Source organism: Mesorhizobium sp. f-mel, assembly GCF_053850215.1.
Genome location: NZ_JBSPTO010000012.1, coordinates 102,017 through 117,063, shown reverse-complemented (window position 1 = coordinate 117,063; position 15,047 = coordinate 102,017). Strand labels below are relative to the sequence as shown.

General features: G+C 57.9%; 14 protein-coding genes and 1 pseudogene. 8 read left to right on the top strand and 7 right to left on the bottom strand.

Annotated elements, in window-relative coordinates; genetic code table 11:
• The first annotated feature begins 38 nt into the window (after window positions 1–38).
• The 3 genes from ACWUKX_RS16940 to ACWUKX_RS16930 all read left to right on the top strand — a co-directional run bounded on the left by ACWUKX_RS16940 (window position 39) and on the right by ACWUKX_RS16930 (window position 2,979).
• Window positions 39–842, top strand: a complete 804-nt coding sequence (locus ACWUKX_RS16940; RefSeq protein ID WP_456008016.1) for a dimethylarginine dimethylaminohydrolase family protein — start codon at window positions 39–41, stop codon at window positions 840–842.
• Between the two features lie 101 nt (window positions 843–943).
• Window positions 944–2,713, top strand: a complete 1,770-nt coding sequence (locus ACWUKX_RS16935; protein WP_456008015.1) for a serine hydrolase domain-containing protein — start codon at window positions 944–946, stop codon at window positions 2,711–2,713.
• 32 nt (window positions 2,714–2,745) lie between these two features.
• Window positions 2,746–2,979, top strand: coding sequence for a hypothetical protein (locus ACWUKX_RS16930; protein WP_456008014.1), 234 nt, complete (start codon window positions 2,746–2,748; stop codon window positions 2,977–2,979).
• A gap of 221 nt (window positions 2,980–3,200) precedes the next feature.
• Here the strand turns inward: ACWUKX_RS16930 and ACWUKX_RS16925 are convergent, their stop codons facing one another.
• Genes ACWUKX_RS16925 through ACWUKX_RS16915 form a run of 3 tightly spaced genes read right to left on the bottom strand, consistent with a single transcriptional unit; the run spans window position 3,201 to window position 4,799 of the window.
• Window positions 3,201–3,506, bottom strand: a complete 306-nt coding sequence (locus ACWUKX_RS16925; protein ID WP_456008013.1) for a hypothetical protein — start codon at window positions 3,504–3,506, stop codon at window positions 3,201–3,203.
• The gene (locus tag ACWUKX_RS16920) at window positions 3,506–3,883 is read right to left on the bottom strand and encodes a hypothetical protein (RefSeq protein ID WP_456008012.1); all 378 of its coding nucleotides are present in this window, start codon (window positions 3,881–3,883) and stop codon (window positions 3,506–3,508) included. The genes ACWUKX_RS16925 and ACWUKX_RS16920 overlap by 1 nt, the downstream gene beginning before the upstream one ends.
• A gap of 34 nt (window positions 3,884–3,917) precedes the next feature.
• A complete protein-coding gene (locus ACWUKX_RS16915; RefSeq protein ID WP_456008011.1) occupies window positions 3,918–4,799 on the bottom strand; it encodes a 50S ribosomal protein L11 methyltransferase in 882 nt (293 codons plus the stop codon).
• Window positions 4,800–5,359: 560 nt separating this feature from the next.
• On the opposite strand from ACWUKX_RS16915, the gene ACWUKX_RS16910 reads away from it, so the two are divergent.
• The 5 genes and pseudogenes from ACWUKX_RS16910 to ACWUKX_RS16890 all read left to right on the top strand — a co-directional run bounded on the left by ACWUKX_RS16910 (window position 5,360) and on the right by ACWUKX_RS16890 (window position 10,696).
• Window positions 5,360–6,517, top strand: a complete 1,158-nt coding sequence (locus ACWUKX_RS16910; RefSeq protein WP_456008010.1) for an enolase C-terminal domain-like protein — start codon at window positions 5,360–5,362, stop codon at window positions 6,515–6,517.
• A 471-nt stretch (window positions 6,518–6,988) separates the two neighbouring features.
• Window positions 6,989–8,191: an NAD/NADP octopine/nopaline dehydrogenase family protein gene (locus tag ACWUKX_RS16905; protein WP_456008009.1), complete on the top strand. Its 1,203-nt coding sequence runs from the start codon at window positions 6,989–6,991 to the stop codon at window positions 8,189–8,191.
• 64 nt (window positions 8,192–8,255) lie between these two features.
• A pseudogene (locus tag ACWUKX_RS16900) lies at window positions 8,256–8,407 on the top strand (MATE family efflux transporter); the annotation flags it as partial.
• A 78-nt stretch (window positions 8,408–8,485) separates the two neighbouring features.
• Window positions 8,486–9,205, top strand: a complete 720-nt coding sequence (locus tag ACWUKX_RS16895; RefSeq protein WP_456008008.1) for a GntR family transcriptional regulator — start codon at window positions 8,486–8,488, stop codon at window positions 9,203–9,205.
• A gap of 234 nt (window positions 9,206–9,439) precedes the next feature.
• Entirely contained in the window at window positions 9,440–10,696 is a 1,257-nt protein-coding gene (locus ACWUKX_RS16890; RefSeq protein ID WP_456008007.1) for an ATP-grasp domain-containing protein, read from the top strand.
• Window positions 10,697–11,111: 415 nt separating this feature from the next.
• On the opposite strand, the gene ACWUKX_RS16885 is transcribed toward ACWUKX_RS16890, so the two are convergent.
• The 4 genes from ACWUKX_RS16885 to dctP form a co-directional block, all read right to left on the bottom strand.
• Complete coding sequence (locus ACWUKX_RS16885; protein ID WP_456008006.1) at window positions 11,112–11,978, bottom strand: TniQ family protein; 867 nt, start codon at window positions 11,976–11,978, stop codon at window positions 11,112–11,114.
• Window positions 11,975–12,856: a TniB family NTP-binding protein gene (locus ACWUKX_RS16880; protein ID WP_456008005.1), complete on the bottom strand. Its 882-nt coding sequence runs from the start codon at window positions 12,854–12,856 to the stop codon at window positions 11,975–11,977. Before ACWUKX_RS16880 ends, ACWUKX_RS16885 begins: the two co-directional genes overlap by 4 nt.
• Window positions 12,857–12,868: 12 nt before the next feature.
• Window positions 12,869–14,482, bottom strand: coding sequence for a Mu transposase C-terminal domain-containing protein (locus tag ACWUKX_RS16875; protein WP_456008004.1), 1,614 nt, complete (start codon window positions 14,480–14,482; stop codon window positions 12,869–12,871).
• A gap of 74 nt (window positions 14,483–14,556) precedes the next feature.
• Window positions 14,557–15,033, bottom strand: coding sequence for a TRAP transporter substrate-binding protein DctP (gene dctP / locus ACWUKX_RS16870; RefSeq protein ID WP_456008003.1), 477 nt, complete (start codon window positions 15,031–15,033; stop codon window positions 14,557–14,559).
• Between the last annotated feature and the right edge of the window lie 14 nt (window positions 15,034–15,047).

Below are 15,047 nucleotides of genomic sequence, written 5' to 3'. Positions count from 1 at the left end.
CGCCGCGCGATTGATCTTGAACCATAGGACAAAGACCCATGTCGCAGACTCGATCTGTTTTTGAATTCAACTCGGCCATCGTGCGCGAACCGTCCACCTCCGTCGTCAACGGCTTGCGCGCCGACGACCGCGGCGGCCCAACCTATGACGGTGTCAAGGCCGAGCATGACGCCTATATCGCGGCGCTGCGCAATGCCGGCGTCGAGGTGACCGTGCTTCCCGCGCTTGAAGCGTTTCCCGACTCCATTTTCGTCGAGGACCCGGCGCTTGTATTCACCAATGGTGCCATTCTGCTGCGCCCCGGCACACCCACTCGCGTCAGGGAGGCCGCTGAACTTGCGCCGGTGCTGCGTGAGATGTTCAACACTGTTCTGGAACTTCCCGACCCAGGCCAAGCCGATGGCGGCGACATCATGTACACGCCGACCGGCGTTTTGATCGGGCTTTCCGAACGTACCGACAAGGTGGGAGCAGAGGCCCTGATCGCCTCTATTGAAAAGCTCGGCGGAAAAGCCAGGGTCGCCGAGACGCCCAAGGGCGTTTTGCACTTCAAGACGGCCTCCTCGCTGCTCGACGAAGAGACGATCATCTCGACGCCGGCCCTTGCCGACGCCGCCGTATTCGAGGGTTTCCGCAAAATCGTCGTTCCGCAAGGCGAAAAACCGGCGGCGAATGTGCTGCGGATAAACGATGTCGTCTTCGCCAGCGCCGGCTACCCCCGGACGCTCGAGATGCTCGACAACGAAGGTTACAAGGTCGTGCAGCTGAAGACGGCCGAGATCGAGAAAATCGACGCGGGGCTCTCCTGCATGTCGCTCCGGTGGTACCGCAACGGCAAATAGGCAGTCCCATCTCTCTGTTTTGCCGCAATGCAGTGAGTGGAGCCGACCCAGCGGATCAACCACGCTAACTCAAACAACCAACCGAAAAGGGGAATTGGAACATGACGATCTCGCGACGCAACCTGATTAAGGTAGGCATAGCCGCCGGAACCGCTGGCACCGCCTCAATCGTTCTGGCAACGGAAAAGACTGCCGCGAGCGGCGCCAGCGAGGTAACTGTTCGCTCGCATGGAGGTTCGGGGCATCGATATGAATCCGCGTTCGAGAAGCTTGTCGCGTATGCGAAGGAAGAGATTGCCCAATTCGGGCTGCCCGGCATGACGTTCTGTTTGGTCGACGCGGATGGTTTTGCCGCAGTAGGGCTCTTGGGTTGGTCCGATAAGGATCGCCAGATTCCGGTCCATTCATCTCACCTCTTTCAAATCGGATCGATAAGCAAGTCTTTTACCGCGCTGTGCGTTCATCGGCTTGCCGACCAGGGAAAGGTTGACCTCGATGCGCCGATATCACGATATCTTCCTGACTTGCCGCTACCCACCGAACCAATTCTTCTGCGGCAGCTCTTGAGCCATACATCGGGATTGCCGGGCTGGACACAGATGTTTCCGCGCGTGCCAGACGGGCGGCACTGGACCGGCTTTGCGCCCGGAACCGAGTGGTCGTACAGCGATGTAGCGTATGACCTCCTTGGGGTGCTCGTCGCGAAAATCAGCGGTAAGCCATATCCTATGGCGCTCCGGGAATTGGTGATCGCACCGCTCGGAATCTCCGGGCTGAGAGAGGCGATTGAGACGAATGACCGCGCACAATACGCCATTGGCTACTCGCCGCTCGATTTTCGGGCCGATTTGCCCCTCGGTCAAGCAGCGTGGGTCAACTTCGATTTGGGCGAAGGGAATGTCGGGGCGACTGCGGACTCGATGGCAACTTATCTCCAATTCCTGATTGGCGTCGGGCGAGGCCGGGGCGCTCCCGTCTTCTCCGACGCGGCCGCGAAACGCTTCAGCACGCCGTTGGAAGCCGCCGCAATGTTCGGGAAAGGCGAGGCCTACGCGAGCGGTCTTAACGTAATTGACCTCGATGGCCGCACGGCCTTTCATCACTCCGGAGCAATGCTGGGGTTCAGGTCGGCTATGACGGTGGACCCCGGCTCGGGCGTTGGCTGCTTTGTGAGCGTAAATGCGCGACTTGCGGGGTGGAGCCCTTCCAACATCAGCAAGTACGCGTGTAGACTGCTGCGGCACGTTAGAGAAGCCGAAAGCTTCCCCGAACCTACCAAGCCGACCGCGTTGGACCCTATTGAGAATGCGGAGGACTACGCCGGCACCTACGTCTCAGCCGGTGAAGAAGGCTTTCAGGTCGTCGTTCGCTCAGGTCGCATGTTTATCGCCGCAGACGGTCACGAGGGGCGGGTACGGCGTATCGGAGGATACTTTCAGGCCGATCACCCGCGATTGGGTAGCAACCTTTTCGACTTCGTGCACAGCGGCAATGCCGTCAAGAGTGCCTGGCATGGGGGTACTCTCTTCGGGCGCGGTAGTGTAGTCCCACAGCCACCGGTCCCGCCGGAGTTAGCCGCCTTGCAAGGCGTTTACGTCAGTATGGATCCATTCATGACCCCTGTGTCGGTAGTCGCGGAGGGCGAGCGCCTCGTGTTCGAGCAAATGGGGATTTACCGGCAGAAAGATACCTTGCACCCTCATGGCGAATATTGGCGTCCGGAAAATTCGCCGTGTGAACGCTTTCGTTTCGCAGACATGCTGAACGGGGTGCCGCAACGCCTGAACTTCTCCGGGTCTGATTTGTGGCGATTCAGTCGTGAGCGCGACGAACAGCCCACCTTTTCTTTGCTGATTGAGACCGCGAGATAAGCTCCTTCATCTGCAGGAGTGGAATGGGATGGTTGGAGATCGCGCTGGTGCCATGCTTGGAGTGCTGGGGCGTCAATCGTGGTTTGCTGAATGTCTGGCGCCGCGAAGCCGGGCTGACCGCTCGACGATCCGAGCAAGCCTGCGCGCAGCAGGCCATGTTCGTGCCGGTGACCGTCGTTGGAGAACGAACGCCTCCCCAGAGCGCGTCGTCAGATATCGCTTCCGTTGCTTCCGGTCGAATTGAGACCGAGATTGTCAGAGCATGACCGTGATCGGCTCGGTGGCGCCCGAGTTGGCGCAGACCATCGTCGCGGCATTGCGAGGACGCCGGTGATCAGACTTTCGCCGAATGGCGTGAAGATCATGGTAGCAACGCAGTCTGAAGGGCCAAGACAGGAGCGGCGATCGCCGCCGCGCAACATCGGCCGTTTGCCCAAGCACTGTGAGCGTCCGGCGAAGGCATTTTTGCTTGGTCGAGAGGCCGATATTATGGGCCGCGTTTCATCTCGTCTGCCATAACGCGTTCGACCACATCCGGATCGCATTGTTCATCGACGAGAAACTGGCGGATTCCACCATCCCATGTCCGTATGTCGGCGAGGAGATTTTGGAGCTCGTCCACGCCGTTCTCAGTCAGGCCCTTTGTGCCGTATTCGCTGCCGTCGCGGACATAAAGCAATTCGCCCTCGCTGATATTATCCGAGTTGGCGGTCACCTCTTCGATCAACTCGAGGTTCTCGCCGATCATCTCAGCGACCTCTTTGAGGGTATAGATGATCCTTGAGCGTGCCATCACGCAGCCTCGTACCGGTTAGCAACCTCATGCAGATAGTTGCCGTACAGCTCCGCAGCTTTCCAGTCGGTGACGATGCCTTTGCGCCGCAAGGTGACAACCAGGTCGGCCACCGGATCGGGCGGAACCTCGGCGTCCGAAAGCCGCGCCACCTGATCGGCCCAATCATCGAGCGGAAGCCGCTCGGCAACAATGCTATGTTGCGCGGCCAGTGCGTAAATGCGCCGCTCGGCTGATCCTGCCCCGGTCTTTGCTTCTTCTCGGCGCCGGCACGCTGACGTGCATTTCTGTGCAATACCGGCGGCGGGGAGATTTCGGATGCCTGGAGAAGGCGCGGCAATCTGGATCCTTGCAGAAATGCGAGCAGAGATAAACATGTGTGCACACGTACGAGTTTGCTCCGGATACCCGTTATATCGAAACCAAACGAATCAACCCAGTCTTATCCCCCCTCAAAGCGTAATGCCGCCCAGATTCAACCGGCATAGCTTCTTGCAAAGGGTGGAAAGCCGCTAACCAATGACTCCTCCGACCCCTAGAAGTTACAAGGAACTTCCCAAAATGAGCATTAAAGTATGACGTCATTCCGTGGCAGAGGCCCGAACTATGGGCTATGATATGATGCTTTACTGGATTCAAAGAGCTTGGATTCAGGTAGTCATAATTCCTGAAAACAAAAGTTGGCGAGAGATATACCGGATCGTGCTGCGCCTGACTTACCGGGAAATATGACTGTTCGGCAAACAAATTGAAACCAGAAAGATCAAACCCACATTGGTTAAACACGGAATTCTTCTCAAAAGCCTGTACGTCAGTGCAGAGAAAGCCGAATTGCTGAACCCGATCCGGCATAACAACCGTAGTTGGACCAGCGATTTGACGGATGTCCTCCGCAATCGTTTCATATCCCTCACCAACGACTCCAGCGTCCAACGTTTCCGTGAAAATGATGTCGGGTGTTGAAGGAAGGTCACCATCCCGAATTGCCTGCCTGGAGGATTTTGAAATCACAGTGATGCGGTCCTGCAATTCGTTGGCCCGGATAATGTCCCGCGCTGCGTCAGCAATTCGCTCGTCCATCTCGCATGAAAATACCCTTCGAGCCCCGTATCTGGCGAAGAGCATCGCCGCAAGGCCAGCCCCAGTTCCGATTTCAACAACGATCTTCCCTTTGACATTACAAGAAGCAATCGCCCCCTCTATTGCTGCATTTCGTGCGGAGTCGCGCATCATTGTGAAATGCCACCTGGGAACTTTAGAATCCGCATGAGCGGGCAAATGGATTTCTTTCATTTTGATACTCCCAAAACGTCGTGCGTCAACGATTTCAGCGATCGAAGGGCCCACAAGAAATTCAAGCTTCAGTGCGGCCGCGGTTGCTCAACCACTGTGAATGCTTTGTGCAGCTCCCTCCGCAGCAGCAAAAAGCGCGCCAACCGCTCCGACGCCCATATTCAAGCGCACATATGAGAGTGCACTGCATACAAAATACTGCTGCCAAGTTTGGGAATGGCCGGAAGGTGGGAGGTGTCAAACACCGTTATCTCCGATCCGTCATGCTGCACCGCTCGCCTCTCTCCGCGAGCACGACGGACACATCCAATGCTCGTACGATGTCCTTGCAGAGCGCCTCTGGACGAAGAATGAAGCCCCTGGAATTTGCCCGAAGAGGCGGGCAAATCCCTGCCTTAACACTCCAGTATCACACTGGCATTGCTTTTGCTGCTTCACCTCGCCGGCCGCGCTGGCGTCATTCATCGGAACGAGCGCGAGGAGATCGTACGGAAACCCGCGATCTTCAATGGCCTCACCTAGTCCGTTTGATGTTCGTTGAGCAAACTAAGGAAGACAAGATGACCGAGAAGATAACCTCCACCACCATGGCACCGATTGTGAGCGCGGAGGTGCTCGAGATAGAGAGCAAGCTTTGCACCCCTTACAAGCTGACCGAGGGTATCTTGGTCGCCGCTCAGGCAGTTCTCGTGAAGCTCACCGATGCTGACGGTGTCATGGGGTGGGGCGAAGCCAATCCTGCCGAGACAGTGGATGGGGAGACGCCAGCCGGCGTCATGCGTGTCCTGCAGGACAAGCTTCTACCAGCAGTACTCGCTGAACCGGAACCCGCGCCTGGGAAAATCGACGCGTTAGTCGACTCCTTGGTCGCCGCCAAGCTCTGCGCCAAGGGCGCCGTAACGATGGCGTTGCTGGACATTCTTGGCAAACGGTTGAATGTCTCGGTCGCAACACTGCTCGGCGGGGCAATCCGTCGCTCATTGCCGGTATTGTGGCCTTTGAGCAATGGCACCGCCGAAGACGATATCCCCATCATCGAAGAGCGGGCCGCGCAAGGCTTCACCAGTTTCATGCTAAAAATGGGCACTTCGCCCATCACGAGCGAGATCAAGCGCGTCGCTGCATTGGAAGCACGCTATGGCGAGCGCATCAGCCTCATCGGAGATGCAAATCAGGGGTGGAGCCTCGATCAGGCGCGTGAGTTCTTGGCTGGAATCGCCAGCTCGAAAGTCGCTTTCGTTGAAGAGCCTTTGGCAACTGACGTAATTGAAGGCATGGCGGAACTATCGGATGCGGGCCAGCTTCCACTGTCGGCAGATGAATCGATCATTGAACTCGCCGACGCTGCTCACCTCGCTGCCGCCGGTGCAGCAAAGGTTTTCAGCATCAAGAGCAGCAAGAATGGTGGCCCATTACGAGCTCAGCGCATTGCCGCAGCTGCGGAGGCGTTCGGCATCAGTTGCTACATGAATTCGATGATCGAGTTTGGCATTACGCAGGCCGCCTCGCTCCAACATGCCGTCACCGTCAGAAACCTTCTCGACGTCGGCCACGCTTTCATGTCGACCATGAGGTTGGTCGAAGACCCGACGGATTTCTCGTCTCTCCTGCGCAACGGCATCGTGTATTTGCCGGAACGCGCAGGATTGGGCGTTGCGATCGATGAGGACCATGTCCGGCGACTGACTACCTCCAGCTTCGTGCTCGGGGCACAATGATGCCCCACGTACTTTTGAGACCAGGTTCGGCCGCGGAGCAAAAACCGGCTTTAGCCCCAGCCGCGTTGGTTGCAGTGTTCTCGTCACCGACTTATGACGCAGGCTCTTCATCCCAGCGGACACTATTCACCATCCAGCGCCCTGGGCATGTTCGGCACGTAAGCACGCCTTTTCGCGCTTCGGGGTTCGCAGACGCAGCAAGGCGCCGCGATAAGCCCCTCTCCATCAGTTCGTCTCGGGTTGAGCCGGAACCGGCGTGCAAGTTGATGCGCACTTATTGCCGATACCTGCGGCCTGCAGAGTATTGTGATCGGCTTCATTGACTGGATGTCGCAGCTCGCAAGAAAGCGACACTACTGTCGGTTTTGTCGAGTTCGCGACAGGATGATTTCATCGACCCCTCTGCTGTAACGCTATTTATCTCCTTGCGGAAATTGATCACGACCCTTCTCTGCGCAGCTGGCACGATTTTTGTATCTCTTTAGGTTGTTTGTCACCGCACAGGAATATTTCCGCCACTCCGGCGCGATCACCACGGAAGAGAGAGTGACAGTGTCTTCTGAAATGCGAGTTTCAATCATCGGTGCCGGAAACTGTGGATGCGCTTTTGCGGCTGACTTGGCCAACAGGGGGTTTAGCGTCCTTCTTTACGGTCATCCGAATCACCGCCGTAACATTGATGCGATCCGGCGAGAGGGTCACCTGTCGGCTCGCATGGAGATTGAGGGTAAGTTCGATCCCATTTTGACCATTAAGATGGCCACGGCCGTAGAATTCTCGCGTTTTCTTGTAGTCACTATTCCATCGTACGGGCACGACGGGATCATTGGCGAACTGGAAGATTTCGACCTCAGTAATCACATCATCGTGGCCATCAACGCCAATTTCTTCGCCTTAGCCTGTTCAAAAAAGCTGAACGCATTTGCCATCTTGGAAACCAACGCGTCCCCGTATGCGTCTTGGATCCAGAACGGCGAAGTTTTGATCGCGGGTGTCAAGACCAGTCTACCGATCGCCGCCTTCCCAAACTCTCTAGACGAGAAGCGGCGATCGCAAATCGCGGAAATATTTCCCAAGCCCCTCCAGTGGTGCGATAGCGTTTTCGAGATCGGGATGCAGTCCAACAATGGGGTGATCCATCCGGCTGCCACGCTCCTCAACACCGGCCGGATCGAAAGCACAAAAGGAGACTTCTTCTTCTATCGCGACGGGGTTTCACCCGCAGTCGGGAACGTCATCGAAGCGGTAGATAAAGAACGCCTGAAGATTGCCAGTGCTTTGGGTTTCCGGCTCCCGACGGTCTTGCAAGAGATGGTCGGCTTTTACGGTGGGGACTTCGACAAATTCTCAGATTTCGCTTTTCACACGAGCGTTCACAATACGACTAAGGCAACGCCCGCACACATGCAACATAGATATTTAGCCGAGGACGTACCCTACATTTTGGTCCCTTGGTACGAGCTCGGCGCGAAGCTCGGTATAGAGGCTCGAACGATGCAGGCTCTGGTGGAGATCGCATCAGCCGTGAATGGCGTTAAATACTTCGAGAGCGGCCGTAATCTGAGGCGCCTCGGATTGGACCACCTGTCGAGAGCCGAACTCTTGCAGTTTGTCCACGACGCGGCACGCAATAAACTAAGGTCTTCGGCCCCCAAAAATGCATCGAGTCGGTAGGATGCAAAGTACAACATCAAGACCTCGTTGTAATACGTCACTAGGAAATGATGCTGAAAACACGGTGTTTGCTTTATCGAATCGGATTGTGTTCTCAATCGCCGTGTGCTGATGACGCTGGCCTAACTAACGACGCCGCTCCTTGGCTTTGTGGATACTGCAGTTGTCGGCCAACTCGGCGACGTGGTGCTTGTGGGCGGACTTGCCGCAGGATCAAATTGCCAGGGTTGAAGAGGTCCACGTTTGCGAACGTCGGGAACAGTGGGAACTGAGATCATGAGGGAAGAGGCGACCATGGAGAACACCAAGCGTGGACAAGAGAATGTTAGCACTTGCCTCGAGCTACTTCGAGGAGTTTCGATCTCGGAACTCGTCTACGAGCAAGTCCGTCAAAGGATCCTGTCAGGAGAACTGCAGGTCGGTCAACATATAAACGAGAAACGGTTGGCTGCCTCGCTCGGAGTTAGCAGAGCGTCGGTTCGCGAGGCACTCCGGCAGCTCGAAAAGGATGGACTGATCGAAATCACCAAGAACAAGGGGCCATTTGTCCGCGACATGCCGCCTGAAGAGGCGTGGGAGCTCTATGACGTACGGGCCTCTTTGGAGGCGCTCGCCGCAGAACTGGCCGCGAAAAACCGGAGCGATAGTGATCTAAGACTCTTGGCACAATGCCTACAGGGTTCAGAGCACTCGATAAGTGTCACCGACGAGGCATTGGTGTTCGAATCCCCGTTAAATTTTCACCGGCTTATTGCGGTTATGTCCGGTAGCCAGAACGTTCTTGAGATGCTGAAAGGAGTCTGGGGGCAGATTGCCCTGTTCCGCAGAAAGTTCCCGCGACTTGGTCCGGGGGTGTCGGGCGACAGCGTAGAAAAACGGATCGTCTCAGCAATTCAGAATCGAAACGCGGAACAAGCGTCAGCTCTGATGAGGTCATTCGTCTTGGACGGCAAGGATGAGATGATCAAGATCGCCCAGAATTATCCAGAAAAATACCGCACCAAAAATCATTAATGTAGTAGGAGCAAGGAGCCTAAAGGCGTCAGCCCAGTTTCCGCGCGGCAGGCTGCAGGTTATGCGAGGCGCGTCGAGGGACGGAGTATTTGAGGATGAGGTGGAAATGAGTGGTCGTAGGCCGACTAATCTCATGTTCGTTATTGCACTACACAGGTCTTGGCCGCGACTAATCCCTGACAACGATACGCTCACGACAAATCTGAGATAAGCACGTACGGAGGTCCCACGCCAATGACAAGAAGAGCGCTCATCATGGTTGAAGGCCATAGGGATTATGGTCAGCTATGCGTCCAAGCGGCCCAGCGCCTTGGTCTGCATCTAATTACCCTGTCGGCCGATCCAACTTGCTACGACTATCTTGCGGCGGAAGGGATTGAGGCAATCCGTGTCGATACAGGCAATTTCGATGCGCTGATTCACGAATGTTCTCGGCTGCGCGCGACCTATGACATTGCTGGCATTACGGGTGTTAAGGATGCGGTCTATGGGACAGTTGGCAAGCTCTGCCGCTACTTCGATTTACCGGGGCCGAGTCCCATAGCGATTGAACGATGCTGCGACAAATTCACTCAACGTCAGCTCCTCGCGGACGCCGGCGCTCCAATACCTGCTTATCGCGTGGCAGCGGATGCGACGGAGGTAGAAAGCTGTGCGACGGAGATCTGCCTGCCGGTGATTCTGAAGCCCGCCCTAGGCAGCGGTAGCATTGGTGTCCGATTGTGCCGCAATCTCGACGAGGTAGCCGAACATACGACCTATCTGTTGGGCGAGAAGCACATATGGCGGTCTTCGCCGAGAATCCTGGTCGAAGAATTCGCGCAAGGCCCGCACTATATCGCTTATACAATGGGAACTGAGGTCGTTGGGATTGCCGCCTCTGAGTTCGGCCCCCCACCACATTTCGTCTATCGTGAATCCACCTTTCCGGCCCCGCTGACTGATGACGAGCAAGAGCGTATCGCCGATATTTCGCTGAGCTGTTTGCGAGCTCTCGGGCTTGGCTGGGGGCCAGCGTGCATTGAATTCCGGTGGACGAAACGGGGCCCAATCGTCATTGAAGTCAATCCGCGTCTTCCCGGCGGGTGTCAAATGGTTCAGCTTGCTTACGGTGTCGATCTCATCACCGAGCACATTAAGCTTGTCATCGGCGACAGATGCGACTTGCGCAGAAGCCATTCGGATTTTGTGGCCTGGCGGTCTCTACTTCCTGATCGCGATGGCATTCTAAATTGGATCGATGGCGATAATCGCGCGGCTTCCGAATCAGGTGTCGCCATGGTCAAATTGCACGTTAAGCCCAAGACGCGGATCGTCAGGAAAGGCGATTTTCAAGACTCTATGGGAGAGGTCATCGCGGTTTCACCCAGCCGTGCTCGGACCGAGGCAATCCTTCAGCGTGCCGTCGACCTAATCGCTTGGTCAATCACGCCATTTTCGACACTTGGCGAACAGGAACAATCTACGGACAGTTACCTCTCGGACCGATGAAGAAAAGCGGGTTACGGAAGAGCAGATCATCGGAATGCCTCCGGTGAGGGCCGCACTTAACAAAGTGCCTCTGATTTACGAGCGCCGGCCACCTGACTGCTTCCGTCGTGCAGATCCGCGCCAAGGCTGCATTGAGACTATGAATGCAGCCGATCATTCCGGCCGCATCAAAATGGGAAAGCGCCTGTCGCCGCCGGCCAATGACCGTGGCATCGTTGATGAAATCCGTGCGCTTGCCCGCTTGCGGCCGCGCGGCGTGTAGCCATTCTTCTCGCTGTTGGTCCTGACCTTCGGCGACGGCAGGTTGATCCTGCCATACCCCGACGCGCATGTGTCGCTTGGCACTTAATTGTAAGAATGCGCCGGTATGGTTCAGGCTTGGCAGTTAATTGTGAGAATCTTGGGCGTCAGATTCTCAAATTAACTGCATTTGAGAAGAGGCTCTCGATCTGCGCGCTCGGGCTATCATGTTCTCGGCGGCGTCAGTGAATCTCACCCTGTTGTCACCCATCATGTGACCACGCAGCATTCGGAGCATCTCTGGTCCGACACGCTCGACGATGGCTACCCCTGCCAGCAGAGCCGGCCGCAGGTGAAGCGGTAGGATCGGCTTTGCAGGTGTGGGCAGGTTCTCCTGTTGCTCGGCAATGACATGGTCGAGATCGGGGATGATTGCGCCGAGCACCCGGAAGCGCCAGAGATCCTGCTCGCGGGGTATAGGTATTGGAATGCGTCGCATCAGGAGAAGCCGAGCAATGTCTGCTGGCGATGCCCAGGTCCCGATACCACGTTCGGCTTCATCGTCGAGCAGCTTTTCGCCACGCAGAGCTGCAGCGCAATACTGCCGGAAAGGGGAGGGGAGTTCGCGCCCGCCGGGATCCCGGAGTTGACTTCCACACAGAGGGCACGTCATGCGCCATCCCAGCAGCTGGCTTCGCAGGATTGGCGCCGGTTCCGTATGTCCCGGGCTGCAGTTCGTGCAGACCTGCGTCGGCTGGGCGGAGATGAGCCGAAGCGATGATTGCGCGACATTTGCGAAGGTCATTCGACGCATCACGGTCGGCTCGGTGGCAAACATGACAGCCAGGCGGATTTCCTGATCACTGCTCAGTTGAAGATCGGCCGCTCGCAATGAGGAGGCCTCCGGCAGGCAATGCCGAAGCATGACGAGTGGTGGAACCGCGTAAAAGGCGGCATGCCGGCTGATCCAGGAGGACAGGAGTTCATCACAATGGGGCGGCAACCGCACCGGCAATTGCCGTGGCGGCGTGTTCTCCATCATGCGAATGCCGCCTCGGCATCGAATTCCGATTCCCAGTTCTCGACCACTTCGTCGGTGATGTGTTCGCGTCCGCTCTCGATGGCGTCGACCGCGAGGCTGTTGATCATGTGGAAAATGCTGGCGGTGATACCCTCGGTGATCTGCAGCGTACGCCGCAGCGATTTCGGGGTGAGCACCGAAGGCCGACGCAGCGGCGTATTGCGCAGGATTGACGCTACCAGGGTCTCGAACTGTTCGTTCGCTGCCCACCGGCTCAATGTGAACTGTTCGAACCGGCGCGCAAGCTGAACGTCGCCGCTGATCGCCTCCCGCGCCTCGTTGACGCCGAAGCAGACCAGCGATATCTGCAGACGATTGCTGAGAAAGCGAAGAGTGTTCAGAACGATGCGCTGCTCGCGATAGGTTCCGGCGAGGATGTTGTGCACTTCGTCGATCACCAGCACCTGCACGCCGATCGCTTCCATGATCCGCAATGCTGCCTGCTCCATCTGGGCGATGTCGGCGCGTGGACGCTGTGGCGCGCCGAGAAGGGTGAGGAGTTCGGCGTAGAAGCGCCGCTCGCCGGGCCGGCTGGTCATTTCCATGGCCAGGACCGGCGTCGTCAACGTCCCCGTCAGCGGATTGAAGCTCGGCGGGTGCTGGTCCCGGAACCGCCTCATGATCATGGTCTTGCCCATGCCGCTGTCGCCGTAGATCGCGACCGAGGGCATGCGCGTGCCTCGCGGATGGTCGAGGAGCGCGCCCAGCCGGTCGAGCGCCTGCTTGGCGCGTGGATAAAGGACCCAGCGGCGTGATCGTATCGCGCGAATGCGTCGCTCGTCCGTTTCGGCAAGCAGCGCCGCGGCGCCGGCGGTCAGGTGGGAGATTTCATCGTTCATATTCACTCCAGCTCAATCTGTATCCTCAACAAAGGGTACAGGTTTGCTGGAATCGACACCGCGGAGCGAGCCCCATCCCCGATCATCCACCTTCGATTTCGAAGAAGCCTTCCCGCGTCGTGCCGCTGCCGTCTTCTTGGTTGCCGTCTCGAGCAATTCCCGCTGTGTGATGGCGGTGCGGACGATCGCGCGGGTGTCGACTTCACGGCGGCCTTTCGCCAGCAGTGTGCGTCGCGCGGTCACCGCCTCGTGCAGGGTGATCGAAGGCAACGTCACGTCGGCATAGCGGGCGTCCACGAAGTTTCCTGAAGGCCGTCGAACGAAGATGCGGGCCATGTCGCGTGGATCGTATTTGACAAGCAGGCGCCGGTCAGAACGCCCGACGTCGGCGCTGAGCGCCGCCGACCAATAGCGCAGGCCGAACAGATGAATGCCGGTCGGCCGCAAGGTGCGCTCCTGCTCGGGAAGGAACGTCAGCCAGAAGCGCATTCGATCTTGTGGCAGTCGAAGTGGAATCTCACCTTCATGGTCTCGCCAGACAGCAATCGGCGGGCGTCCCAGTCCACCGTGGATCGATTGGTGATAGGAGCCGACGATGTCGAGTGCGATATACCGCTCAAGCTCACGCAGTGTCAGTGCCGCGTGCCGCTTCGAGTCGTAGTCTCCCAGATCCTGTTCGTTGCTGAATGTGGTGCCGGGGAGCAGGTGCAGCCTTCCCATCTGTGTGCCGATCAGGCGCTCGATGTGACCGCCGAAGCGGGGCTCACCCGGTGGCCGCCACTCAATGGCGATGCCGGCGTCTTGGCATCCGCGCTTGAACGCCCGGCTGCGGAAGTCGGCACCGTTGTCGACATGCACCGTCTCCGGCAGCCCGGCAACGGGCCAAGGCTCCGTGATCTCGCGTTCTCGCAGCCAGGCCGACTTGTCGAACACGGAGTGCAACAGACACAGGCTGGTCGACAGCCGGGACGGCGCGTCCATGGTGAGATAGAAACCGGTGACCATCCGGCTGCACACGTCCATCGCCAGGGTCAGCCACGGTCGACCGACCGGCTGCCGGGTCTCCTCGTCAACAACGAAGACGTCGGCCTTCGTATGGTCGATCTGGACCACCTCCAGGGGGCGGGAGGCACCGAACGTCCCGGGAACGGGCGTCGTCGCCTTGACGATCTTCTGTTCGCCGCGTCGCTTGGCACGCTTCTGGAGGTCAATCTCCTTAAGGCGAGCCACTATCGTCCGGCGATGCGGTGGCTTGAGCCCCGCCGATATGCAGTTCGTCTGCACGTCGCGGACCAGCTGCGAAACCGTCGGCCGGGTCCGCTTCAGGTAGTATGCGTTGATCGTGGCGCGGATGATCTCTTCTCGCTTATCGTCCAGTACGCGGTGCCCCTGCGGTCGCCCACGTTTACGATCGACCAGCGACAGGATGGTCCCGCCGGCGCGGAACAGCTTTATCAGCCGGTATGCTGTCGCTTGGCTCAGGCCGAGCCTGACCGCGAGTTCCGCAACGTCTGCGGCCGTCGCGCTGGCAGGATTGCGATTCAGGAAGCTGCGGATCGCATCTGCCCGTCTGCAGGCTTCGTCCCAAAGCGCCTCATCAATCTCGTCGGGGAAGAGGTCGGTCATGGCAGGCTCGCGAGAAAAAACATCGCGAGCGTCATTCTCACATAAAGTGACAAAAGCCAATGTGCATTATCAAATTAACTGCTCATTCTCAAATTAAGTGCCCCGGCAACATACTGAAATCGTTGAGGTCGGATTCGCAGAATTAAATGGAAAACGACAACATTGATAGCGCGCCTGGAATTGGTGATGTGGCGAATGCCGTTGTCCCACCAATCGAGGGTCACGATGCCGACGGCGTCGAACTTGGCCGACAGTTCCTCGCCGACGGGTCCGTTGAGCACCTTGAGCGCCGCTTTCGGATCATCGAACAGGAAGGGCAGGCCGAGTGCAGCGAGCTCCGGCACGAGGCCGGAAGCCGCACCCTGGCTGATGAAATCCAGACTTCCGGTACGCAAGCTGGTGAGCATCGCGACGTCGTTGCCGAGCTGCTCGGCGCCGGCGATGTGGATCGACACGGCGCCGTCCGTTTTGTCGGCGACGAGTTGGGCGAACTTCTCGGCCGCGACCGAGCGCGGATTTCCGGGTGCGGCGCCGTGGCCGAGGGTCAGCACCGTTTGCCCAAATG

Excerpts from the sequence above, each read along its gene's own strand:
- ACWUKX_RS16940 (WP_456008016.1), top strand. The coding sequence starts at position 39 with ATGTCGCAGACTCGATCTGTTTTTGAATTCAACTCGGCCATCGTGCGC.
- ACWUKX_RS16935 (WP_456008015.1), top strand. The coding sequence starts at position 944 with ATGACGATCTCGCGACGCAACCTGATTAAGGTAGGCATAGCCGCCGGA.
- ACWUKX_RS16925 (WP_456008013.1), bottom strand. The coding sequence starts at position 3,506 with ATGGCACGCTCAAGGATCATCTATACCCTCAAAGAGGTCGCTGAGATG.
- ACWUKX_RS16920 (WP_456008012.1), bottom strand. The coding sequence starts at position 3,883 with ATGTTTATCTCTGCTCGCATTTCTGCAAGGATCCAGATTGCCGCGCCT.
- ACWUKX_RS16915 (WP_456008011.1), bottom strand. The coding sequence starts at position 4,799 with ATGAAAGAAATCCATTTGCCCGCTCATGCGGATTCTAAAGTTCCCAGG.
- ACWUKX_RS16910 (WP_456008010.1), top strand. The coding sequence starts at position 5,360 with ATGACCGAGAAGATAACCTCCACCACCATGGCACCGATTGTGAGCGCG.
- ACWUKX_RS16895 (WP_456008008.1), top strand. The coding sequence starts at position 8,486 with ATGGAGAACACCAAGCGTGGACAAGAGAATGTTAGCACTTGCCTCGAG.
- ACWUKX_RS16890 (WP_456008007.1), top strand. The coding sequence starts at position 9,440 with ATGACAAGAAGAGCGCTCATCATGGTTGAAGGCCATAGGGATTATGGT.
- ACWUKX_RS16885 (WP_456008006.1), bottom strand. The coding sequence starts at position 11,978 with ATGATGGAGAACACGCCGCCACGGCAATTGCCGGTGCGGTTGCCGCCC.
- ACWUKX_RS16880 (WP_456008005.1), bottom strand. The coding sequence starts at position 12,856 with ATGAACGATGAAATCTCCCACCTGACCGCCGGCGCCGCGGCGCTGCTT.
- ACWUKX_RS16875 (WP_456008004.1), bottom strand. The coding sequence starts at position 14,482 with ATGACCGACCTCTTCCCCGACGAGATTGATGAGGCGCTTTGGGACGAA.